The sequence below is a fragment of the Acidobacteriota bacterium genome, from assembly GCA_039030395.1.
In the GTDB taxonomy this organism is placed as follows: Bacteria; Acidobacteriota; Thermoanaerobaculia; order Multivoradales; family JBCCEF01; genus JBCCEF01.
On record JBCCEF010000015.1, the window covers coordinates 79,647 to 102,704 of the forward strand.

The 23,058-nt window shown below is 67.0% G+C and carries 17 protein-coding genes; 15 read left to right on the forward strand and 2 right to left on the reverse strand.

Translation table 11 applies throughout. The features are described from left to right. Nucleotides 1-40 precede the first annotated feature (40 nt). From AAF481_14335 to AAF481_14375, 9 genes are all read left to right on the forward strand, one after another. On the forward strand, nucleotides 41-2,107 hold the full coding sequence (locus AAF481_14335; GenBank protein ID MEM7482351.1) for a multiheme c-type cytochrome: 2,067 nt from the start codon (nucleotides 41-43) through the stop codon (nucleotides 2,105-2,107). Between the two features lie 60 nt (nucleotides 2,108-2,167). Next, entirely contained in the window at nucleotides 2,168-3,850 is a 1,683-nt protein-coding gene (locus AAF481_14340; protein MEM7482352.1) for a cyclic nucleotide-binding domain-containing protein, read from the forward strand. Then, the gene (locus AAF481_14345; protein ID MEM7482353.1) at nucleotides 3,847-4,695 is read left to right on the forward strand and encodes a hypothetical protein; all 849 of its coding nucleotides are present in this window, start codon (nucleotides 3,847-3,849) and stop codon (nucleotides 4,693-4,695) included. The genes AAF481_14340 and AAF481_14345 overlap by 4 nt, the downstream gene beginning before the upstream one ends. Before the next feature lie 25 nt (nucleotides 4,696-4,720). Beyond that, the gene (locus AAF481_14350; protein ID MEM7482354.1) at nucleotides 4,721-6,328 is read left to right on the forward strand and encodes a cytochrome c3 family protein; all 1,608 of its coding nucleotides are present in this window, start codon (nucleotides 4,721-4,723) and stop codon (nucleotides 6,326-6,328) included. Next, nucleotides 6,318-7,166: an FHA domain-containing protein gene (locus AAF481_14355; GenBank protein ID MEM7482355.1), complete on the forward strand. Its 849-nt coding sequence runs from the start codon at nucleotides 6,318-6,320 to the stop codon at nucleotides 7,164-7,166. Before AAF481_14350 ends, AAF481_14355 begins: the two co-directional genes overlap by 11 nt. A gap of 7 nt (nucleotides 7,167-7,173) precedes the next feature. Next, nucleotides 7,174-9,450: an FAD-dependent oxidoreductase gene (locus tag AAF481_14360; protein ID MEM7482356.1), complete on the forward strand. Its 2,277-nt coding sequence runs from the start codon at nucleotides 7,174-7,176 to the stop codon at nucleotides 9,448-9,450. Nucleotides 9,451-9,663: 213 nt separating this feature from the next. Then, nucleotides 9,664-11,124, forward strand: coding sequence for a protein kinase (locus AAF481_14365; protein MEM7482357.1), 1,461 nt, complete (start codon nucleotides 9,664-9,666; stop codon nucleotides 11,122-11,124). Then, nucleotides 11,124-13,556, forward strand: coding sequence for a response regulator (locus AAF481_14370; protein MEM7482358.1), 2,433 nt, complete (start codon nucleotides 11,124-11,126; stop codon nucleotides 13,554-13,556). The genes AAF481_14365 and AAF481_14370 overlap by 1 nt, the downstream gene beginning before the upstream one ends. 216 nt (nucleotides 13,557-13,772) lie before the next feature. Continuing rightward, nucleotides 13,773-14,132, forward strand: coding sequence for a response regulator (locus tag AAF481_14375; GenBank protein MEM7482359.1), 360 nt, complete (start codon nucleotides 13,773-13,775; stop codon nucleotides 14,130-14,132). Between the two features lie 3 nt (nucleotides 14,133-14,135). On the opposite strand, the gene AAF481_14380 is transcribed toward AAF481_14375, so the two are convergent. Continuing rightward, complete coding sequence (locus tag AAF481_14380; protein ID MEM7482360.1) at nucleotides 14,136-14,849, reverse strand: hypothetical protein; 714 nt, start codon at nucleotides 14,847-14,849, stop codon at nucleotides 14,136-14,138. A gap of 260 nt (nucleotides 14,850-15,109) precedes the next feature. Here AAF481_14380 and AAF481_14385 point away from each other — a divergent pair, with 260 nt between their 5' ends. From AAF481_14385 to AAF481_14410, 6 genes are all read left to right on the forward strand, one after another. After that, a complete protein-coding gene (locus AAF481_14385) occupies nucleotides 15,110-16,048 on the forward strand; it encodes a hypothetical protein (GenBank protein MEM7482361.1) in 939 nt (312 codons plus the stop codon). A gap of 65 nt (nucleotides 16,049-16,113) precedes the next feature. Continuing rightward, the gene (locus AAF481_14390) at nucleotides 16,114-16,368 is read left to right on the forward strand and encodes a hypothetical protein (protein MEM7482362.1); all 255 of its coding nucleotides are present in this window, start codon (nucleotides 16,114-16,116) and stop codon (nucleotides 16,366-16,368) included. Nucleotides 16,369-16,677: 309 nt separating this feature from the next. Then, complete coding sequence (locus tag AAF481_14395) at nucleotides 16,678-18,120, forward strand: PQQ-binding-like beta-propeller repeat protein (protein MEM7482363.1); 1,443 nt, start codon at nucleotides 16,678-16,680, stop codon at nucleotides 18,118-18,120. Nucleotides 18,121-18,424: 304 nt separating this feature from the next. After that, nucleotides 18,425-20,134, forward strand: a complete 1,710-nt coding sequence (locus tag AAF481_14400) for a hypothetical protein (protein MEM7482364.1) — start codon at nucleotides 18,425-18,427, stop codon at nucleotides 20,132-20,134. 119 nt (nucleotides 20,135-20,253) lie between these two features. Further along, nucleotides 20,254-21,939: an energy-dependent translational throttle protein EttA gene (gene ettA, locus AAF481_14405; GenBank protein MEM7482365.1), complete on the forward strand. Its 1,686-nt coding sequence runs from the start codon at nucleotides 20,254-20,256 to the stop codon at nucleotides 21,937-21,939. A gap of 101 nt (nucleotides 21,940-22,040) precedes the next feature. Further along, a complete protein-coding gene (locus AAF481_14410; GenBank protein MEM7482366.1) occupies nucleotides 22,041-22,235 on the forward strand; it encodes a molecular chaperone DnaJ in 195 nt (64 codons plus the stop codon). A 60-nt stretch (nucleotides 22,236-22,295) separates the two neighbouring features. Here AAF481_14410 and AAF481_14415 read toward each other — a convergent pair whose 3' ends face one another. Next, complete coding sequence (locus AAF481_14415; GenBank protein ID MEM7482367.1) at nucleotides 22,296-22,997, reverse strand: SDR family NAD(P)-dependent oxidoreductase; 702 nt, start codon at nucleotides 22,995-22,997, stop codon at nucleotides 22,296-22,298. Nucleotides 22,998-23,058 lie beyond the last annotated feature (61 nt).

Genomic DNA, 23,058 nt, shown 5'->3' on the forward strand with positions numbered 1-23,058 from the left:
TTCAGCCCGCCGGAAATCCCACCGGCGGGGATCTCCGTGGTTGCGAGGTGCAGGCGTTTTAGTCGCCCTTGGGACGCCCATTGCGCTGTGGGGCCAGGTCACCGGCGACGAGGAGTTCACCCGCGAACCGCCGGAGAAGATCGTCACCGCCGAGGCCTGCGGCGAATGCCACATCTCGGAGTTCGAGGTGTGGAAGAAGACCCCCCACGCCACCGGCTTCAAGACCCTGCACCGCACCGAAGCCGCCGAGGCGATCGCCCAGAAGATGGGATTCCGACTGATGAAGCGCGACAGCCTGTGCCTCCAGTGCCACTACACGCCAGAGGTGCGGAACGATCAACTGCGGGCCGTCTCCGGAGTGTCCTGTGAGTCCTGCCACGGCGCCGGCCGCGACTGGATTGACCTCCACAACGACTACGGTTCGGGGTTCGACCACGCCACGGAACCGGCCGAACACCGCCTAGAGCGCATCGCCGCCAGCCGCGCCGCCGGCATGCGCCGACCGTCGGATCTCTACGGCGTCGCAACGAGCTGCATGGGCTGCCACACGGTGCCGAACGAAAAGCTGGTGAACATCGGCGGCCACACCACCGGCAGCTCCGGCTTTGAGCTGGTTGAGTGGTCCCAGGGCGACATCCGCCACAATTTCTTGCAGTCCTTCTTGACTGGCGACGGCACCGAGAACCGCGAGCACACGGCGCCGGAGAAGCGGCCGATGTATGTCCTAGGCCGGCTGGTCGAACTCGAATACGCACTGCGCGCCGCAGCGGAAGCGTCGGAGCCCGGCACCTACGCCCGCGCCGTCGGCCGACGGGTCAAGACCTCGACTCTCGAGCTGCGGAAGATCGGCCAGATCGCCGAGATCCCGGAGATCGGCGCGGCGGTGGCGGTGGTGCGCGGAGTCCAGGTAGTGCCCGGCAACGGCACGGCGCTGCGGGCGGCGGCGGACGAACTGGGCGCCATCGCCCGGCGCTTCGCCGACGACCGCGAGCCGGCGGTCCAGTTGGCGAGTCTCGATCCGCTGATCCGGGGCGAGGCGATCGCGCTTCCGGAGCCCGAGGTGCAAGTGGCGGCGGCGACCACGTCGGGGGAAGGCGATCCCGGCACGGTGGCCACGGCGACTTCGGACCCGGGCGATGGCTCCGGCGGCGCTACATCCACAACCGCCACCGCCAACACCGTCACCGTCAACCCCGGCCGGCCGGTGGTGGGCGAGGCGCGGCGTACCATCCGCCCGTCGGCGCGCCACCGCACCCTCGGCCCCGGCGCTTGTAGCGGCTGCCACGGCGAGGCCAACGACTGGTGGGCCGGCGACGCCCACTACCGCTCGGCCGAACCTTTCTTCAGCCGCTCGCCGGAGGCGGTACGCATCGCCACCCTCTACGGTGTTCCCTTGAACCGTATGGTCACCGGCACCGCCCTGTGCATGAACTGTCACGGCACGGTGGTCTCCGGCAGCGAGAGTTTCGAGGTGTTCGACGGAGCGAGCTGCGAGAGCTGCCATGGACCGGCGGCAGACTACATCGAAGCCCACAAGGAGGGCGACAAGGCGCTCGGCACCGCGCGGCCCGGCTACCGCAACGCACTGCGGCTCGGGATGACGGAGCTCCAGAACCTCACCACCCGCGCTGAAACGTGTACGAGCTGCCACTACATCACCGATCGCAGGCTGCTCTCGTCGGGCCATCCTTCCGGCGAGGGTTTCGACTACGTCGCCGCCATGAACAAGATTCGACACTGGCCGGACCCCGCCGGCGCCGGCACCATCCGTCCGGCCTTCAACAGCGTCTTGGCGAAGCGCGGGCCGGTGCCGGAGGTGCCCTTGGGCGAGCTGCCGGAAACGGTGCTGGCGGAGGCCACCGCCGCGGCCGCTTCCACCGTCAACAGCCGCCCCACCGGTGGCAGCTGGAACCGCCCGCGGCCGGCCGGCCCTGCCGCCCGCGGCGCCACCGTTGTCCCCCCGATCACCAGCCGGAGCCGTGCCCCCGGTACTCCCGTGGAACTGCCGCCCTTCCCCACCATCGATGCGTCGACGACGATCGAAGACACTCTGCTGCTGATCAAGCAGCGGCTGGAGCTGGTCTACGACGCGGTGCGGCCCCAATAAGAAAACGCAGGGAGAAGACTCGAGCCGTGAGAGGACCCAGGCAGCGATGAGGATCGAGAGATGAGCGACGCCGACCGCACCCCCGATCTGCCCCCGGGCGACTTCGGCAAGACCATGCTCAAGCGCATGGAGCAGTACCGCGACCGCTGGACCTCGCGCGGCGCCAACACCGGTCTCGAGTCGCTGTCGGACAAGCTCACGGCGAGAGAACTGCGGCAACTCGAACTCTTCGCCGACTACGACGACCGTTTCCTCGAGCGCATCAGCCCGGATATCTCGATCGCCCAGTGGAAGGCGGGTTCGGTGCTGTTCGAGGCCGGCGCCTACATCGACCTGGCGTTCTTCATCCTCGACGGCCGGGTGGAGGTAGCGGTCGAGGAGCTGGTCGCCGGCGCCTCCCAATCGATGCCGATCTTCGACCTGTCGCGGACGGTGATCGGCGATTTGCCGAGCCCGCTGCCGCCGGCCGACGGCACCACCGTCTTCCGACCGGCGACGGAAGACCGCGAGCCCGGCACCTCGGCACCCACCAAGAGCGAGATCACGTTCCTCGCCAGCATGGACTTCGATCTGCCCACCGGCACCGGCGCCGGCCTCGGGACGGGAGAACTCTTCGGGGAGATCGGCGCGATGAGCGGCTGGCCGCAGTCGGTCACCGCCCGCTGCGCCAGCGATTGTCGATTGATCCAGATCCGAGTGCCGGCGCTGCGTCTGATGAAGCGCAAGTCGAAGGCCCTGGCGGCGCGCCTGGACCGCCTGTACCGGGAGCGCTCGCTGTCGTCGCAACTGGAGACCACACCGCTCTTTCGCCACTGCAGCCGGAGCTTTCTCCAGCAGCTAGAGCAGAGCGTCGAGCTGGTCTCCTGCAACCCGGACGAGGTGGTCGTCCGACAGGGCCAGGGGGTGGATGCACTCTTCCTGGTGCGCTCCGGGTTCCTGCGCCTGTCGCAGCGCCTGGGGGAAGGGGACATCGTGGTCTCCTATCTCTCGAAGGGCATGACCCTGGGCGAGGTGGAACTGCTGACGGAGGGCATCGAAGGCTGGGAGGTGACGGCCTCGTCCGTCGAGTTTGCGGAGCTGGTGAAGATCCCCCGTGCCACCTTCGACGAGTTGCTCGCGGCCCATCCGGGATTGCAGGACGATCTCTGGCGCAGCGCCACGGAACGGATCAAAGAAGCCGGACGGGCGCGCCGGCACATCGGCCGGTCTTCTTTTACCGAGGCGGCGCTGGACAGCGGCCTGGTGCAGGGTTCGAGCATCCTGGTGATCGATCTCGACACCTGCACCCGCTGCGACGACTGCGTGCGCGCCTGCGCCGACACCCACGGCGGCCGGCCGCGCTTCGTGCGCGAAGGCAGCAAGCAGAAGAATCTGCTGATCGCCCGCTCCTGCTATCACTGCCGCGACCCGGTGTGCCTGGTGGGCTGTCCCACCGGCGCCATCCACCGGGCCGGAGTGGGCGACGTGGTGGCGATCGGCGACGAGCTGTGCATCGGCTGCTCGACCTGTGCCAACAACTGCCCCTACGACGCCATCGTGATGCACGAGACCGGCGAGACCTGGCCGGAAGACATGGTGCCCACCGGCCTGCGCGGCCAGCCACGGGACGTAGCGAGCAAGTGCGACCTGTGCGTCGACACCGGCCACGACCCGGCCTGCGTCAGCAATTGCCCCCAGGGCTGCGCCTTCCGGGTGGGTTCCGTGGCGGAGTTGGAAACGCTGCTGGCGGAGGATGATCGGTGACCGCCGCCAACCGCAGTTCCCTGGCGCCCAGGCGCGCCGCCGGCCGTCGCTGGCGTCGCGCGTTCGCGGTGGTGGCGGGACTGTGCCTGCTGGTCTTCGCCGTCAACGCTCAGTTCTTCGAGGTGAACCCCGGCAACCCTTGGGGCCTGGGCTACGGCATCGCCGCGGCGCTGCTGCTGCTGGTGACGGCGCTCTATTCGCTCCGCCGGCGCTTCCCCCGCTGGGCCACCCGCCGGCGCCTGGGGAGCGCCCGCACCTGGCTCTACCTCCACCTCTACGGCGGCGCCCTGTTCGCTTTGTTGATGCTGATGCACAGCGGTTTTTCAGTACCCACCGGAGCGGTGACCTGGTGGCTCTGGCTGCTCAGCCTGTGGACCGTGGCGAGCGGCCTCGCCGGCCTCGCCCTCCAGCAGTGGATCCCCCGGGTGCTCGGCTCGTCCCTCGAAGTGGAGGCGATCTACGAGCGCATTCCCGAGTTGGTCCACGAGCTGAGCGCCGAGGCCGACGCCCTCGCCACCACCTGTGTGGAACCGGTGCAAACCCTCTACAGCCGCCGCCTAGCGCCGGCCCTGGCGTCGCCGCAGCCGCGTTTGCGCTTCTACTTCGACGCCACCGGCGGCCGCGACACGGCGCTCAAGGAGGTCGAAGTGCTGCACCCGCTATTGCCGCCGGAAGAGCAGGCGAAGCTGGCCGGGCTGTCCAAGATGTACCGCACCAAAACCCAGCTCGACGCCCAGTTCACCCTGCAGCGGGGCCTGCGGTTGTGGCTGTGGGCGCACGTGCCGGTGTCGACGGCGGTGCTGGTGCTGCTGGCGGTGCACCTGTTCGCTGTTTGGTACTACTGATCGCTGATCTCGTGGGGAGAGGGATTTGACGAGGAAGGACAGAACGGGCAAAGGCACTTTGGGGGACTCCGGTCTACCGGTTGCCAGCAAGTATGTTCAGCCGCCGCATCGGCGTGAACTCCTGTGGGTTGGAGCGGCGGCTCTCGTGATCGTGGCGCTGTTGGCCGCCTGGAGCCTGCTCCGCCGCGACGGTCGGATGGTTTCGAACGGTCCGCTGTCATCGAACCACGCCAATCTAGAGAACAACTGCGCCGCCTGCCACTCGGGCTTCGCTCCGGTGAGCAACGAGGCCTGCTCCACCTGCCACGAGAAGCACGGCGACGAACTTGGCGTCTACACCTTTGCCTCGCACTATCTCTACCGGTCCGACGACTTCCAGCGGGTGGTGCCCTCGCCGGACGAAGAGCCCTGCATCGCCTGCCACACGGAGCACCAGGGCCGCACCGCCGAGATCACCCGGGTGGCGGACGCCCGGTGCCAAGCCTGCCACGAGTTCTCCCCGTTCAGTGACCACCATCCGGAATTCGCCTTCGCCCAAGCGACGGAGCCGGACTCGAACCCCGGCGACCGTGCCCTCGCCTTCGCGCACATCCAGCACGTCAAAGAGCTGATTATCCGGCAGAGCCTCGACGCCTCGAATCCCGACGAGGTGGAGCGAACCTGCCTCGCCTGCCACAACCCCGAACCGGCCGGCCGTTCCTTCCAGCCGATCGACTTCGACCGCCACTGCGACGCCTGCCACCTCGCCGCCACCGACCGCACGCCGCCGCTGCCGGTGGCCGGCGAATCCCCTGGGGTGCAAACGCTGCAGGCGATCCAGCTCGCCGGTTTGCCGGGCAGCCGTTGGGCGGACTACGTCAACCCCGGTGAGTTCCGGCAGCAGGGCGAGCGCATCGTCAAGAGCCCGCTCTACCACCGCGACCCGTGGGTGCTCCACAACCTGCGGCGGCTGCGCCAGCAACTGCTGGGCGACGGCGGCCTGGCGGACTTGTTGACCGCCTCACCGGACGTGCGGCCGGCCGAGCTGCGCTCGCTCTACGAAGAGGCCATCGCCACCCTCGAAGCCCAGGCCCTCGACCTGCGCTCGATTCCCGACCGGGCGGTGCAGCGGGAACTCGAACAGATCGACACGGTCCTCGCCGCCCTCAAGCGACGGTTGGAGGATCCCCACGCGCCGCTCGACGAAACCGGCTTCCTCCTCGCCCTGACCCCGCCGGCAGATCCGGAATCCGCCGATGCGGAACGCATCCGCACCGTCGCCGAGGCGCTCACCGAACCGTGCCGCAATTGCCACACGGTGGAAGACGCCACCATCGTGCGGGTGGAAAACGATCTCGGTACCCTCAAGCGGGCGGAGTTCAACCACCGTGCCCACATGCTGCAGCGCGGCTGCCTCGACTGCCACACGGAAATCCCCTTCGCCGAGTTCCTGAATTCGGATGGAGCAGTGGTGCCCGCCGAACTGGACCGGGCGGAGATCCAGAACCTGCCCAAGATCGCCGTCTGTGGCGAGTGCCACAACGAGAACCTCGCCTCCCAGACCTGTGTCACCTGTCATCTCTTCCACCCGGACACCGACCGCCGCTCGGAGCTGATCCAATTCGTCAACCCGGAGACCGCCAATGCAGGCTAGGCCCGCCCGCCTGCTCTGTCAGCGAGGAGCTGCCGGTGGCACTCGCTTCGACTTCACCGGCCAGGCGACCCTCGGTCGCGCCCCGGAGTGCACGGTGGTGCTGGAGGCCAGCGAGATCTCCAGCCGTCATGCTCGTATCTCCTGGGACGAGGAAGCCGGGCGCTACCTGCTCGAAGATCTCGGCAGTCTCAACGGCACCGAACTCGACGGCGAACCGGTGAGCGGCGGCGAGACCCTATCCCGCATGCACGTGATCACCCTAGGCGGGGCCGTCGAGGTCATCTACCAGGGTCCGGAGCTGGTGGCCGCCGCGCCGCCGACGGCTCCCTCAGAGGACTCAGGGCCGCTCGGCGACACTACCGACAGCCACACGGTGATCAGCGCTGAGCCGCTGGTGCTGCCGGGAAGCTTCGACGGCGACGACACCGGAATGGGCACCCGCATCGAAAGCCAGATGGCGCCGCTGCCCTCGGCCTTCGGCACCGCACCACCGATCGAGCACGCGGTACCGGAGCCGACCTGGCGGCTGCGCATCCCCGAGCAAGGTCCGCAGGACGGTTTCGTCCTCCAGCCGGGAGCGAACCGGGTCGGGCGGCTGCCGAGCTGCGAGATCATGATCGACGGCGCCACCATCTCCCGGCTGCACGCGGTACTCACAGTGCATCGCGGACGCCTGCGGGTGCGCGACGACGGCAGCCGCAACGGCACTTGGCTCGACGACCAGAGAGTGACCGGGGACGTCGAAGTCTCCGCCGGTGCCGCCCTGCGGTTCGGCGAGGTCTCGGCGATTCCCCTGGTGGACCTTCCCAATGATTCCGGCCCAACGAATTCGGAGTAGATCCGCAATGAACCCGTCCCCCGAAGTGCTCGATCTGCTGGTAGTGGGTGGCGGCCCCGGCGGCACCGCCGCCGCCTTCCGCGCCGCTGAACACGGCCTCAAGGTGGTGGTCGTCGACTACGACGATCTGATGAAACGCATCCGCGATTACTCGAAGGACAAGTTGATCCTGCCGGGCTTCGGCGGCGGCGACACGATGGCCTTTCCCAAGGGCGGCCGGCTGATCTCGTCCCTCGCCTTCGAGCCGATCGACAAAGACGAGATGTGTGCCCGCTGGAAGGGCCTCTACCAGGAGCACGGCGTGACCGCCCGCACCGGCGTCGAACTGACCGGCCTCGAACGGCGCGACGACGGCAGTTGGCTGGCGCAGGGGTGGGACCATCGCGGTCGCTGCGACGCCACCTTCACCGCCCGGAATGTCGTTCTCGCCCTCGGTCGTGGGGTACCGCGGCGCTTCGACATTCCCGGCAACACCGACGGCATCGCCTTCCGCCTGGACGACCCCAACGACTTCGTGGACCGCTCCGCCTGCGTGATCGGCGGCGGCACCTCGGCGGCGGAGGCGGTGATCGCCCTGTCCAACGCCAAGGCGGCGGCCGGCGACCCGACGGGGGTGTACTGGTCCTACCGCGGCGACCGGATGCCGCGGGTGTCCAAAGCTCTGGCGGAGGTGTTCTTCTCGGCCTACATCGGCAACGGCAACATCCGCTACTTCCCGCAGAGCGAGCCGGCCGGGGTGGTGACCGCCGCCGACCGCCGGGAGTACCTGGCGATCCGCACCGACCGGCGGGTGATCGACGGCCGGCCCAACGAGACCACCCACCTCGAATTCCCCAAGGAGTCCTGCGTCGCCTGCATCGGCGAGGACATTCCGGAACCGCTGCTCGCAGGCATCGGCTGCCCGTTGATCTGTGGCGGACCGAAGGGGCGGAAAAGAGTGGTCGTCAACCGCTATCTCGAAACCCGTTTGTCCGGCGTCTACGTGGTCGGCGACTTGCTCAGCCAAGCCTACTTCGAGACCGATGACTTCGACGCCGATCCCGCCGGCTTCCGGGAGGTCAAACACCGCGGCAACATCAAGTCCGCCCTGCGCGACGGCGTGCTGGTGGCGGACGTGCTGCGGGCGAGGCTCGCCGGCGAGGATCCCGCTGGGATCGCCGTCGAAGATGCGGCGCCGGCGGCCGGCGGCGAGGCGGCGAGAATCGCCGTCGCCGTCGCCAGCCAAAGGGATAGCCTGGATGACGGCCCGCCGGAAGCCAGTCTCGGGGCGGACCGCGCCGCCGCCGAGGGAGGCGCCATGCTGATTCGGATCCTGCCCGGCGGCGTCGAAGGGGAGGAGTTTCCGCTGCCGGAAGGCCAGGTGACCACCCTCGGCCGCGCCGGCTGTGACGCCAACTTCCCGGACGACTCCGCCCTGTCCCCGCAGCACGCCTCGATCGTCCACGGCGAGAATGGCTTCTCCCTGCGCGACGACGGCAGCGCCACCGGCCTGTTCCTCGAGCTCCAGGCGGCGGACAAGCGAGACGTCCGCCCCGGCGACCTGATCCGCTGCGGCCAGCAATTCCTGCGCCTCGACGATGTCGAGGGCGAAGGCGGCGAGGGGACGGGGCCCGGCTTCACCCACTTCGACGCCCGCGGTCAGGTGGTCGGTCGCCACCGGCTGGCGGAAGGCACCTCCATCATCGGCCGGCGGGCGCCGGACGTCACCCTCGACCGCAAGGACCGCACCCTGTCGCGCCGGCAGCTCGCCCTCACGGTCACCGGCGGCCGCATCCAGATCAAGGACCTGAAGAGCGCCAACGGCTCCTTCCTGCGAGTGCGCGACGCGGTAGCGATCGACCACGGCGACCGCTTCCGCGCCGGGCAGCAGCGTTTCCTGGTCAGCCTGCGGGACGACCCGGCGCTGTCCGCCGGAGTCGATCCGGCGAATTCGACCCATGCCTCGCTGCGGCCGGCCGAGGTGGCCGCTGTCGCACCGGCCGCAGGCGCCGGGAACGGCCCGTCGGTCACCTTTGAAGGCCTCGGCAAGACCATCGCCGTGGCGGCCGGCCAGACCCTCTGCGAGGCAGCCGAAGCGGCCGGCATCCCGATCGTCGCCGAGTGCCACTCGGGGATCTGCGGCAGTGACCCGATTCGCATCGTCACCGGCCGGGAGAACCTCGACGCGGAACCGGACGACCAGGAGATCGAGACCCTCGAAGAACTGTGCGAAGTCGAGCCCGGCCCTTGCCGGCTGGCCTGCAAACTGCGGGTGACGGGACCGGTCACCGTCAAGCTCCTCTAGCAGGCGGCCGAAAGAGCACGTCGCCATGATTTCAGCACGCCGGCTAGAGCTCATTTTCAGGGGGCTCGGCGCCCCCTCAGTCGAGAAGGCCAGCCTTCTCGACTTCACCCCATCCTCGGCAGCTTCGCTGCCGCCTCGCCCTGTGGGCTCGGAACCCGGGTGGTACCATTCGTTGCCTCCCATCGCCACAGCATGTATTTCTCGGAGACCTAGATGAGTTCCGAACACACCCTTCTCGTCGTCGACGACGAGGAGATGAACCGCGATCTCCTGTCGCGCCGACTGGAGCGCAAAGGCTACCGGGTGGCGGTCGCCAAGGGCGGGCAGGAAGCCCTCGACGCGGTCGCCGCACAGGACATCGACCTCATCCTGCTCGACATTATGATGCCGGGCATCGACGGTATCGAGGTGCTCAAGAGACTGCGCCAGAGCCATTCCCAGACACAGTTGCCGATCATCATGGCGACCGCCAAGGGCGACAGCGAAGACGTCGTGCAGGCGCTCGAACTGGGAGCCAACGACTACGTGGTCAAGCCGCTCGACTTCCCCATCGTGCTGGCTCGGGTGCAGGCTCAACTCCGCACCAAGGACAGCGCCTCCCAGGGGACCCCGGCGAGCGACGAGCCGACCGCCGGCGAGATCGAACCGGGGGTGGTAGTGGCCGGAAAGTACCGGCTGGAGTCGCTCCTCGGCTCCGGCACCTTCGGCAGCGTGTTCCGCGCCCGGCACCTCGATCTCGATACCGACGTGGCCTTGAAGGTGTTGCGCACCGGCCTCGCATCGGACACCGAATCCCTCCGCCGCTTCCGCCAGGAGGGGGCCGCCGCCTGCCGCCTCAAGCACCCCAACGCGGTGGCGGTGCACGATTTCGCCGTCACCGAAACGGGGGTCGCTTACCTGGTGATGGAGCTGCTCGAAGGCTGTTCCCTCGACCGTGAGATCGGCGCCGGCCGAGCCCTATCGCCGCGCCGCTGCGCCGAGCTGATGGTGCCGATCTGCCACGCCCTGGCGGAAGCCCACGAAGCCGGTATGGTGCACCGCGATATCAAGCCCGCCAACATCTTTTTGCACCTTGAGAAGGGCCGTGAGGTGGTCAAGGTGCTGGACTTCGGAATCGCCAAGCTGATGGGCGAAACGGTGACCTCGCAGCAACTCACCCAGGACGGCATGTTGCTCGGCACCCCCACCTACATGGCCCCGGAGCGTCTCGAAAATCAGGACTACGACGGCCGATCGGACGTCTACAGCCTGGGCGTCATGTTGTTCCAGATGCTCACCGGGAAGCTGCCCTTCGTCGCCAAGAAGGGCGACTTGATGGCGCTGATGATGCTCCACATCAAGGCACCGATTCCGTCCATCCGGGAGCACCGACCGGACCTCTCCGAAGAGCTGGCCGAGCTAGTGTCGCGCAGCCTTGCCAAGGCTGCCGCCGAGCGGCCGGACGCCGCCGGCCTGGCCCGCGAACTAGCGAGCGCCGTCGGCATCGTACAGAGCCCTCCGGAGCCCGAGGCACCGCGCCGCAAAGCCACCGGCAAGTCGCCCCTGGGAGAGCCGCAGAACACCGACGAGTTGCTCGCCGACCTGGCGCCCACGGTGGCCATCGACCAACCGCCCCGAGGGGGTCGAGGGGGTTGGTTCCGTCGCTTCTTCTCTTCCCGGGGATCGAAAGACTGATGACCATTCGAGAAAAACTCAGCCTGTCGCTGCTGGTGATTCTGGTGCTCTTCGCCCTCAACATCGCGATCTACTTTTGGGGCAACTTCAAGCGCGACGCCAGCATTCTCGAACTTCGCGGCGCAGTAGACCGGCAGCTCGCCCTGGTGGCCATCGAGCAGGACCTCGCCGACCGCCGGCAGGAGGTGGCGGTGTTCAGCACCTTGCTGATCGACGCCGAGGACGCCCTGCTCCAACCGGCGCAGGTGGCGGAAGTGCGCGAACGCATTCTCGGCACCAGCGCCGAGGTCCAAAAGCTGAACGGCCTGGTACGCCCGGATCAACGAGCCGGCTTCGAACGCTTCGAATCCGCCTTCCAACAACTGCAGAAGGAGTGGCTCGACTTCTTCGACCGTGCGGGCCAGGCGCCGGCCGAAGAGGCGCCCGTCGAGGGCACCGGCGATGAAGGCGGGAGCGACGCGGTGCTCGACAGCGCGGACGGCGAATCCCCGACCGATCTCTATCAGCGGGTCTCCTGGTTGCTCCAGGGCCTACAGGAGAACGAACGCCTGCTGGTGCAGCAGGCCACCGACAACTTCTTCGAAGTTGCCCAGGTCACCAAACGCACGACGCTCTCGATCTTCGGTCTGTCCGCGCTGCTGGCACTGGTGGTGGCGTGGGTCACCGGCGGCAAGCTGGTGCGCCGCCTCAAGAAGCTGCAGGGCGGCGCCCGGGAGATTGGCCGCGGCAACCTGAGCCATCGCATCCAGGTGCGGTCGAGCGACGAACTCTCAGACCTTGCCGACAGCTTCAATGAGATGGCCGAGAATCTGACCGCCGCGCGCTCGACGGTGGAGGACGCGCGAGCGAGCGCCGAGCGGGCCAACCGCGCCAAGAGCCGCTTTCTCGCCAACATGAGCCACGAGCTGCGCACGCCGATGAACGCCATCATCGGCTACAGCGAGATGCTGCTCGAAGACGCCGAGGACATGGGGCAGGAAGAAACCGTCCCGGATTTGAAGCGTATCGTCGCCGCCAGCAAGCACCTGCTCGCTCTGATCAACGACATCCTCGATCTGTCGAAAATCGAGGCCGGCAAGATGACTCTCCACCTGGAGAACTTCGAGATTGGCGCGCTACTCGACGACGTGGTTTCCACCATCCAGCCGCTGGTGGAAAAGAACTCGAACCGGCTGGAAGTGAAGGTCGCACCGGAGCTGGGCACGATGAAGGCCGATCAGATCAAGGTGCGCCAGATTCTGTTCAACCTGCTCTCGAACGCCTGCAAATTCACCGACCAGGGCACCATCTCGGTGACCGCCGAAAGCCACCGGGTGGGAGAAGCCGCCGGCGTGCGATTCCGGGTCAGCGACACCGGCATCGGGATGGACGAAGACCAGGTCACGCGGGTATTCGAAGCCTTCACCCAGGCCGATTCGTCCACCACCCGCGAGTACGGCGGCACCGGCCTCGGCTTGACCATCAGCAAGCGCTTTTGCCACCTGATGGGCGGCGAGATCATCGTCGAGAGCGATCGCGGCCAGGGCACGACCTTCGTCGTCGATCTGCCGCTCGCGGTGGTGGTGAAGGCAAAGGAAGAGGAACCCGAAGCCCCGCCACCGGCGGTCGAACCGGCAGCCGCCGCCGAGCCCGCACCCCAACCGGCACCGAGCCCGCCGCCGGAGGACGCCCACGCGACCGGTGAGCGCAAGGAAGTGCTGGTGATCGACGACGAGCCCGCCGCCCTTGACCTGGTGCGCCGATTCCTGGTGCGCGAGGGCTTCGAGGTGATCACCGCGGCGGACGGCGCCAACGGCATCGAACTCGCCCGCACCCGCCAACCGATGGCGATCACCCTCGACGTGCTGATGCCGGAGATGGACGGCTGGACCGTCCTGGCGGAACTCAAGAGCGACGCGGCGACGGCCGCGATCCCGGTGATTATGCTGTCAATGATGGACAACCACGACATGGGGATGACCCTCGGCGCGACGGAATACCTCACCAAGCCGGTCAACCGGGACCAACTGATCCCGCTCCTCCACAAGCTGTCCGGCAACGGTGCCGCCGGAAGGATCCTGATCGTCGAAGACGACACCGAAACACGCAGCTTGATGCGCCGCATGCTCGACTCCGACGGCTGGGCCGTAGACGAGGCCGCCAACGGCCGAATCGGACTCGAACGGGTGGCCGAGGCGGCGCCGGACCTCATCCTGCTCGACCTGATGATGCCCGAGATGGACGGCTTCGATTTTCTGGAGGCGATGCGGCGCCGGGGACGCAAAGAACGCATCCCGGTGGTGGTGGTCACCGCCAAGGAGCTGACCGCCGAGGACCGTCTGCGCCTCAATGGCTACGTCGAAACGATCGTACATAAGGGAGCGATGCCCCAGGCCGCCTTCCTCGAAGAACTCGGCGAGCTGGTTCAGGCCTGCGTGCGCCAGAATCGCTAGCAGGTTGCCGAACAAAGGCTTCGCCTTATGATTTCAGCTGCCCTGCTAGCCTTTCTCTCTTTGAGGGGGCTTGGCGCCCCCTCACCTGAAATGAAACGTCTTTTCAGGTTCACCCCATCCTCGGCGCCTACGGCGCCGCCTCGCCTTTCAGGCTCGGAGCAGGGCACTGAACGGCCATGCTGAGTTTGTCGGTGCCCTGCTAGGAGGCTCCAAAAAATGCCTAAGATCCTGCTCGTCGAGGACAACGAGATGAACCGCGACATGCTCACCCGGCGACTGAGCCGAAAGGGGTATGTCGTGGCGGTGGCGGTCGACGGCCAGGAAGCCCTCGACGCTGCCCGCGGCGAGGCGCCGGACCTGATTCTGATGGACATGAGCCTGCCGGTGATCGATGGCTGGGAAGCGACCCGGCGGCTCAAAGCGAACCCCGAGACCCAAACCATCCCGGTGGTCGCCCTCACCGCCCACGCCATGGCCGAAGACCGTGAAAAGGCCCTCGCCGCCGGCTGCGACGACTACGACACCAAGCCGGTGGAATTCAAACGCTTGCTGGGGAAAATCTCGGCCTTGTTGTAGAGGCTAACCACCGACCAGGGTGGCTTTGACCTTCTCCAACGCCTCTTCTTTCTTCTTGAGTTCCGCTTCCGCCGCGGCCAGCCGCGCGCGCAGTTGCCTCACCTCGGCCTGCATCGCCGCGCTCTCCTCGGAGCCCGTCTCCTGCTGTTCGGCAAGGTTCGCCAGCTCAGTGCTACAGGCTTCCGCCTCGCCCTGGTGAAGGGCGACCTGCGCCTGCAGATCCGCCACCTCCTGAGCGTGGCCGGCGGCCGCCGCGCGCGACGCAGCCTGCGCCCGCAGGCCAGCGGCCAGTAGCTTCACCTCGGCAAGGCGCTCGAACTTGGGGTACGAATCTTCGAGTTCCTCCAAGGCCTGGGTGGCGCGCTCCAAGTTACCGGCAACGGCGGGCCGGAACAACGAGGCGACGGCCAGCGAGTAGAGGGCACCGGCGCGGCGCGGATCCTGGGCCGGAAAGGTCGCCACCAGGCGCTCGAACTGGGTAATCGCGGTAGAAAAATCGCCGGCGGCGAGGGCGCCGGCGGCTTCCCTCTGGACCCGCTTCACATCGCGCCGATTGAGCGGTGCCGGTGCTTCGCCAGCGGCAGCGGATGCCCCTTCGGAAGGCTGAGCCGCCACCCCGGCGGCGGGCTCCGAGAGCGCCAAACCCGGCAGTAGACAGAGGACGAGCGCGCGCTTCGAAAACCGCGCCAACACCGATTGAATTCGCCAGCCAGCCATAGACCTTCCTCCCTTTACCCCTAACAGGTGGTGACGCGGCGCAATCCGTTTCACCACCGCCGTCCACCCCAGACTTTAGCAGCCCTTCGCAGTCCGGAAGTGGGCTCCCGAGGCCAACCATCCGCAGGGTGAAATCCGGACCTTCTCAAGTAGTGGACCGAACGGCGAATTCCTAGGCTACGCCCATGGATTGCAGGTTTTCATGTGACGCCGACCCCCGGCACGATTCACACCGTCAACGGACTATAGGGAGGATCCACATGCAAGTTGTCAGCAGCCCTTCGATGCCGCCGCCGGAGAGCCGTCCGGAACGGCTCGGCAGCCAACGGGTCGACGTCTTCGTCACCGCCAACCTGGGAATCTTCGGTTTCGTTCAGCCGAACGGTTTCTCCGGGGCGGCCCTCGGAGACAAGACCACCGAGGCCCTGTCGGCCGTTCTCAAGAACTTCTCATTCCCATCCCTCAACCTGGCCTTCGCCGCCAGTGCCCGCCTGCGACCGAGGAGCAGTACCTCGATGGTGACCGGCACCAAGCTGCAAGAGATGGAGCTTCGAGTGATCCTCGAAGCCCTGGAGCAGACGGACGGGCCGGCGCCGCCGGATGGCGAACCGCTGATCAAGATCCTGGGACTGGAGCCCTCGGAGACGCTGGCCAGGGTCATCGAGGAACGCCCGGAGGACGGCTTCCGGCCGTCCAGCACCTCCTTGGGCTACTCCAGCAAGGGGCGAAGCTACAACCTGAGCTACACCTACGTACCCCGCCGCCGAACGATCCAACTCGAGAAGGCGACTCTGGCCGCGCCGGACGAATTCGGCTGGTACCTGCGCTCTTCCGGCGCGGAACAGAAGGAGGGGCTGCACTACGGTACCGCCTTCCTGCAGCTCAGCCGCAAGGTCAAGCGGCTGCGGGTAAAGGTGGGGCTGGCGTCCGACTGGACCAACGGAGTCCCCAATCAAATCGAGGACTTCACCATCGACCTCGGAGTGCACCATCCGCCGATCCCGAAGACCCCGCAGCTCACCGACGTCACCGACATGCGATCCCTGCCGATCGTCATTCCGCGGGACGACATCAAAACCCTGCTGGCGATCACCGACGAGGAACTCAGCCGGTTGATCTCCAACAAGGATCTCCGAGCCTTCGGCAGCGAAGGAAAGCTCATCACCAAGGGCTCGCTGAGCCGCCTGCTCGGCCTGTAGTCATTCCGTTCAATTCACCCGAACCGATCACCAGGCGAGTCACCTCACTCAAAAGGAGCAACATCATGTCCAGGCCCCCCCTTCGCATCACTTCAGTCCGCACCGACAAGGCCTCCGGCACCGCCGTCATCAACGGCGAAGGCGGCAGCGTCGAGGCCGGCATCTTCGTCGAGCTGGATCCCAACCACGGTCAGGGAATGGCCGAGGCCTTGGGAGACAACTGGTTCAAGGAGTTTCCGAACCTAGAGCCCCGCGAGTACACCGTGCGGGTCAACTGCCAAGGCGAGGACGACCGCGAGATCTTCGACATGAGGGACTGACGGTCGGCCCCGCGTTCCGGCGCGCAGCGCCCGGGAGCCTCACGGCTCCCGGGCCTCCCGTCGCAAGGAAATCCAATGGTCCCGTCGCCCACTCGATCGTTGGTTCTGGTCGCCGTCAGATCCGGCTGCCCCCACAGGGGAGAAGCCGCAAAGACCGGGAACATCGAGAGAGCGAAGGGAGTGAAAAGACTCCTGGCAGGGTGTTGAAAAACTCGCCAGCACCCTGTTCCGAGCCTACACGGCGAGGCGGCAGCGGCGGCGCACTCAACGAGCCCGACGACCGACCTTGCGGCACGATAGAGTCGTCCCATGAACGAGCCACAAACTCCTACCGTTCAATTGTCTTTTCGACCGTCTCGCCTCGTAAGCTGTTCCCTGGCCGGGATTCTCGTCTCTCTCGGAGCACTGGCGCAGGAATGGCCCCAGTTTCGCGGCCAGGGCGCACGCGGCGTCGACGACTCCACTCCCCTGCCCGTTCGGTGGGACAGTGAGAGCGGCGAGGGCATCCTGTGGCGTACCGCCATCCCCGGCCTCGGCCATTCGAGCCCGGTGATCTGGGGCGACAAGGTGTTCCTCACCACCGCCGTCAGCGAGAAAGACGACGCCGGAATCCGCACCGGCCTCTACGGCGACATCGACCCGGTGAAGGACGATTCGAGCCATCGCTTCGTCGTCTACTGCCTGGACCGCAACACCGGGGAAGTGCGGTGGCAGAAGACCGCCGTCGAGACGGTGCCGCAGGTCAAGAGGCACCTGAAGTCCACCCATGCCAACCCGACCGTCGCCACCGACGGCAAACACCTGGTGGCCTTCTTCGGGTCCGAAGGACTCTATGTCTACGACCTGAACGGCAACTTGTTGTGGAAGAAGAACCTCGGCCTGCTCGACTCCGGCTTCTTCTTGGTACCAAGCGCCCAGTGGGGTTTCGGTTCTTCGCCGGTGCTCGAAGCTGGGAGGATCATCGTGCAGGCAGATGTCCAGAAAGGATCCTTCCTCGCCGCACTCGACGTGAAGGACGGCAAAGAACTTTGGCGGACTTCCCGCGACGAGGTACCCACCTGGTCCACCCCCACGGTGCATGACGACGGTCGCCGCAAGCAGGTGATCGTCAACGGCTTCCGCCACATCGGCGGCTACGATTTCAACACCGGCGCCGAGCTGTGGAGGATGGCCGGCACCGGCGACATCCCCACGCCGACGCCCTTCGTGGTGGACGATCTGATCTACCTCACCAGCTCTCACGGCGGCGGCAGCCCGATCTACGTTATCCCAACGAACGCCAGCGGGACCCTCGAGCCGGAACAGCTCGCCTGGAGCCGCGAACGCGGTGGCTCCTACCTGCCCACCACCATTGTCTACGACGGTCTCTACTACGTCGGGCGGGACAACGGCGTATTGGGCGTGTACGACGCCAAGAGCGGCAAGCGGCACTACGAAGCCCGCGTCGGCGGCGGCAGCTACAGCTTTGTGGCCTCGCCGGTGGCCGGTGACGGCAAGCTCTACTACTCCTCCGAAGACGGCGTGATCTTCGTTCTCGCCGCCGGCAAGGAACTGAACATCCTGGCCGAGAACGACATCGGCGGGCGCATCCTCGCCTCCCCGGCGATCGCCGACGGCACCCTCTACCTGCGCACCTTGAACGAGCTGGTGGCGGTGCGCGGAGCCGCCGCGCCGCCTCCGGCGGCCGGCGAGGAAGGCGACGAGGAAACCGGCGAAGGCGAGACGGACTCAGCCGAATCCGAGACCAAATAGGGCCCTAGCAGGGTGCTGATTAACTCGTCAGCACCCTGTTCCGAGCCTGAAAGGCGAGGCGGCGCCGTAGGCGTCGTGGACGGGGTGAGCCGGAAAACACTGGTGTTTTCGGGCGAGGGGGCGCCCAGCCCCCTGGAAAAGAAAGCTGGCAGGGCAGCTGAAATCATAGGCCGAAGGCCTTTTTCAGCAACCTGCTAGCCCGAGCGCGCCCTGGCACCGGTTGTCTATACTGACTTTTGATATCCCTGATCGAAGACTGCCCAGCATTGGGCCGTTCCACAGAGATTCTCCCAGGAGGTTTCTCATGAACGCACTCCGTCTCGCGCTCCCCACTGCGCTTTTGTTGCTGGCCGCTGCCTGCTCACCGCCGACCGCGATAGACGCCTCGGCACCCCCTCCGCCCCTTTCGGAAGCCGACAAGGCGGCGCTGGTCGAGGAGGCCCAGGCGCCGCTCTTCGAAGGCATGGGGGAGCACCACCACCCCATCGCCACCGACCACCCCGGCGCCCAGCGCTACTTCAACCAGGGGCTGGTGCTGGCCTTCGCCTTCAACCACGCCGAATCGATCCGCGCCTTCCGGGCGGCCCAGCGCCTGGACGACACCTGCGCCATGTGCTTCTGGGGCGAAGCGCTGGCGACCGGGCCGAACATCAACGTCACCAGCAACGGCAAGGCGGTGATGTCCGAAGACGAACGAACGGCCGCCTTCGCGGCGCTCCAGGAGGCGATCGCCCGGCGCGACCAGGCCGCCGACGCCGAGCGCGATTACATCGACGCCCTCGCCACCCGCTACAACGGCGACCCCGCGACCGCTCGCGAACCGCTCGACCTGGCCTATGCCGACGCCATGCGCCAACTGGCGGCGAAGTACCCGCAAGACGACGACGCCCAGTCCCTCTTCGCCGAGGCGGTGATGAACACCATGCCCTGGGACTACTGGTTGGACGGCGAGAACCCCAAGCCCGAAGCGGCGGAAGTGATCTCCACCCTGGAGACGGTGCTCGAACGGTCGCCGGAGCATCCCCTCGCCCTCCATCTCTACATCCACGCCGTGGAAGCCTCGTCCAACCCCGGCCGGGCCGAAGCCGCCGCCGATCGCCTGGCCGACCTGGTGCCCGGCGCCGGCCACCTCGTCCACATGCCGGCCCACATCTACTGGCGGGTTGGGCGCTACAACGACGCTTCGGAAGCCAACGTCCGGGCGGCGGCAGTGGACGAGGAGTACATCGCCCAGTGCAACGCCCAGGGCTTCTACCCGGCCCTCTACTACCCGCACAACATTCACTTTCTGTGGGCCGCATCGAGCATGGAGGGGCGGAGCGACGTGGCCATCGAAGCCGCCCGCAAGGTGGCCGCCAACGTTCGACTGGAGATGATCGAAGCGTTTCCGCAGGTGGAGTTCTTCCACACCATTCCGCTGCTGGCCCTGACCCAGTTCGGCAAGTGGGACGACCTGCTGGCGGAAGAAGCGCCGCGGGAAGACCTCCACTTCTCGAATGCCATCTGGCACTACGCGCGGGCGACGGCCCAGGCGCGCAAGGGCGACATCGCGGCGGCGCGGGCGGAACGCGACGCCCTCGTGCCGCTCCTTGAAACGGACAAGATTCTCCTCCTCGACGGCAACGACTATCCGGCGAGCATGGTCCTCGACATCGCGCACTCGCTGGTCGAAGGCGAAATCGCCATGGCCGCCGGTGACCTGAACGGCGCGATCGGGCACTTCGAAACGGCGGTCGCCACCCAAGACACCCTGCCCTACATGGAACCGCCCTTCTGGTACTACCCCACCCGCCAGTCCCTCGGCGCGGCGCTCCTCAAGGCGGGTCAGAACGCCGAGGCCGAAGCGGTCTACCGGCGCGACCTGGAGGACTACCCGCGCAACGGCTGGTCCCTTTCCGGCTTGGTCCAAAGCCTCGAAGCCCAGGGCAAGGCCGAGGAGGCCGAGGCCGCCCGAGAGCGCTTCGAATCGGCATGGTCCCGGGCGGATGTCGAGCTGACCGGCTCGCGGATCTAGACCGCGGGGAGCCCCTCCGTTCGGCGAGGGGCTTGCGCCCATGACACAATCCCGCCTCGCCGGGGCCATGGAGGCCCCGGCCAAGACTGCATTCAACGCAGGCTAGAGGGGCGAGCGCCATGGCACCACCGTTCATCTACACCATGCAGGACCTGCGGAAGATGACGCCGCAGGGCAAGGAAATCTTGAAGGGGATCTACCTCTCCTTCTACTACGGCGCCAAGATCGGCGTCCTCGGCTCGAACGGCGCCGGCAAATCCACGCTGCTGCGCATCATGGCCGGAGTGGACACGGAGTTCGCCGGCGAAGCGCGCCTCGGCGAGGGCATGACCGTCGGCTATCTGCCGCAGGAGCCGAAGCTGCCGCCGGGTTCCAGAGTCGGCGACTGCGTGGAGCAAGCGGTCGCCCCCACCCGCGCGCTCTTGACCCGCTTCGACGAGCTGTCGATGCGCCTCGGCGAGGAGATGTCCGCCGACGAGATGGACAAGGTGCTCGCCGACCAGGGCAAGCTGCAAGACGCCATTGAAGCCGCCGGCGCCTGGGAGCTGGACAGCCGCCTGGAGCTGGCGATGGAGGCCCTGCGCCTGCCGCCGGCGGAGGCCCAGGTGGACGTTCTCTCCGGCGGCGAAACCCGCCGCGTCGCCCTCTGCCAGGTGTTGCTCAAGCAGCCGGACCTGCTGCTCCTCGACGAGCCCACCAACCACCTCGACGCCGAATCCGTCGCCTGGCTCGAACGCCACCTCCAGGAGTACAAGGGCACGGTAGTGGCCGTCACCCACGACCGCTACTTCCTGGACAACGTCGCCGGCTGGATTCTAGAACTCGACCGCGGCGCCGGCATTCCCTGGGAGGGCAACTACTCCTCCTGGCTGGCGCAGAAAGAAGAGCGCCTCGGGCGGGAAGAAAAAGAGGCCTCCTCCCGCCGCCGCACCCTGCAGCGGGAACTCGAATGGCTGCAGATGACCCCCCGCGGCCGCCAGGCCAAGAGCAAGGCGCGCATCGCCCAGTACGAAAGCCTGCTCCAAAAAGACCAGCAAGCGGAGCGCCGGAGCGGGCCAGCGGAGATTTCCATCCCGCCGGGACCGCGCCTGGGCGACAAGGTGGTCGAAGCACAAGACGTCGCCAAGGGCTACGGCGACCGGCTGCTGTTCGAGGGAGTCAATTTCCTGCTGCCACCGGGCGGCATCGTCGGCGTGATCGGCGCCAACGGCGCCGGCAAAACCACCCTCTTTCGGATGATCGTCGGCCGCGAAGAACCGGACCGCGGCACGCTCGAAACCGGCGAAACGGTGGTCACCGCCTATGTCGACCAGTCACGCGATGGGCTCGACGGCGAACAGACCGTGTGGGAAGAGATTTCCGACGGCGGCAAGGACATGATCCAGCTCGGCCGCCGGGAGGTCAGCTCCCGCGCCTACGCCTCGTCCTTCGGTTTCCGCGGCTCGGACCAGCAGAAAAAGGTCGCCGCTCTCTCCGGCGGCGAACGCAACCGCCTACACCTCGCCAAGCTTTTGAAGAGCGGCGGCAACCTGCTGCTCCTCGACGAGCCGACCAACGACCTCGACGTCGACACCCTGCGCGCCCTCGAAGAAGCTCTCCTCGAATTCGCCGGCAGCGCGGTGGTGATCAGCCACGACCGCTGGTTTTTAGACCGCATCGCCACCCACATCCTCGCCTTCGAGGGCGACAGTCAGGTGGTGTGGTTCCAGGGCAACTACCAGGACTACGAAGCCGACCGCCGCAAACGCCTCGGTGCCGAAGCGGACCAGCCGCACCGGATCAAGTATCGGCCGCTGGTGCGGTAGCGAAGGCCCACGCCGCACCGAGCCGAGTCAGTACTTGCGAAACATTTTACGTTTCGCTGTCACTCCCAGGCATCTACTGATGTTCTTTGGGAGGAACGGCGATGAACGAACCCGTACACTGCGCGGACTGCGACGGCACCGGCGACTGCCCGGCCTGTAGCGGCCAGGGAACGCCCAACTGCGACAACTGCCAGGGAGCGGGCTGCCTGATCTGCAAGGGCGAGGGCTGGGTGAACTGCGACCACTGCAACGCCAAGGGTGTCTGCCCGAACTGCAACGGCAAGGGCCAGGCCTGAGGACCGGGACAGACGGACCCGTGGGGTGACTCAGCGCCCCGCGGGTCACTCCCAGATCCCTCAGAAAGGATTCGTCGCAAACACCGAGAACTCTGGGATGAACCCCCGGTCGTCGATCGCCAAAGCGCCGACCAGGGCGTCGGCGATTTCCTGGGGGCGGAGCTTCTTGGGGGAAGCCTGCTGGTCGAAGCCGGCGGTGGTGGCGAAGTCGGTGAGGACTTCGCTCGGGTTGACCAGGATCACCCGAATGTCGTGGCGACGGAGTTCGTCGCGCCAGCACTCGGTCATGCCGCGCAGAGCGAACTTCGAGGAGCTGTAGGCGGTGGAGCCCCGACCGCCCTTCAAGCCCGAGGTGGACGAGATGTTGACGATGTTGCCGGAGCCCTGCGCGATCATCCGCTTGGCCGCCTCGCGGCCCATCACGAAGGCGCCGAAGACGTTGGTACGGTAGACCGACTCCAGCGTCTCCAAGGACATCTCCACCAGCGACTGGAAGGTGCCGAAGCCGGCGTTATTGACCAGCAGGTCGATGCGGCCGTGGTGGTCGACGAACTCTTCGACGGAGCGAACGGCATCTTCCTCCGCGCCGACATCCGCGGTGATGGCGTGGGCACCGATCTCCTCGGCCGTCGCGCGCAGCTTGTGTTCGTCCCGCCCGGTGATGGTGACCGCGCCGCCTTTGGCGATCAACGCCGCCGCGATCGCCTTGCCGATACCTCCACTGCCGCCCGTGACGAGGGCCTTCGAACCTTCGATTTTCATACTCGTTGCCTCCTGGATTGGTGACGGCACATTCCGAGCCGCCTCCCATGGGAGGATGAGC

Coding starts and splice junctions, on each gene's coding strand:
- AAF481_14340 (MEM7482352.1), top strand. CDS start 2,168: ATGAGCGACGCCGACCGCACCCCCGATCTGCCCCCGGGCGACTTCGGC.
- AAF481_14355 (MEM7482355.1), top strand. CDS start 6,318: ATGCAGGCTAGGCCCGCCCGCCTGCTCTGTCAGCGAGGAGCTGCCGGT.
- AAF481_14360 (MEM7482356.1), top strand. CDS start 7,174: ATGAACCCGTCCCCCGAAGTGCTCGATCTGCTGGTAGTGGGTGGCGGC.
- AAF481_14365 (MEM7482357.1), top strand. CDS start 9,664: ATGAGTTCCGAACACACCCTTCTCGTCGTCGACGACGAGGAGATGAAC.
- AAF481_14370 (MEM7482358.1), top strand. CDS start 11,124: ATGACCATTCGAGAAAAACTCAGCCTGTCGCTGCTGGTGATTCTGGTG.
- AAF481_14375 (MEM7482359.1), top strand. CDS start 13,773: ATGCCTAAGATCCTGCTCGTCGAGGACAACGAGATGAACCGCGACATG.
- AAF481_14380 (MEM7482360.1), bottom strand. CDS start 14,849: ATGGCTGGCTGGCGAATTCAATCGGTGTTGGCGCGGTTTTCGAAGCGC.
- AAF481_14385 (MEM7482361.1), top strand. CDS start 15,110: ATGCAAGTTGTCAGCAGCCCTTCGATGCCGCCGCCGGAGAGCCGTCCG.
- AAF481_14390 (MEM7482362.1), top strand. CDS start 16,114: ATGTCCAGGCCCCCCCTTCGCATCACTTCAGTCCGCACCGACAAGGCC.
- AAF481_14395 (MEM7482363.1), top strand. CDS start 16,678: ATGAACGAGCCACAAACTCCTACCGTTCAATTGTCTTTTCGACCGTCT.
- AAF481_14400 (MEM7482364.1), top strand. CDS start 18,425: ATGAACGCACTCCGTCTCGCGCTCCCCACTGCGCTTTTGTTGCTGGCC.
- ettA (MEM7482365.1), top strand. CDS start 20,254: ATGGCACCACCGTTCATCTACACCATGCAGGACCTGCGGAAGATGACG.
- AAF481_14410 (MEM7482366.1), top strand. CDS start 22,041: ATGAACGAACCCGTACACTGCGCGGACTGCGACGGCACCGGCGACTGC.
- AAF481_14415 (MEM7482367.1), bottom strand. CDS start 22,997: ATGAAAATCGAAGGTTCGAAGGCCCTCGTCACGGGCGGCAGTGGAGGT.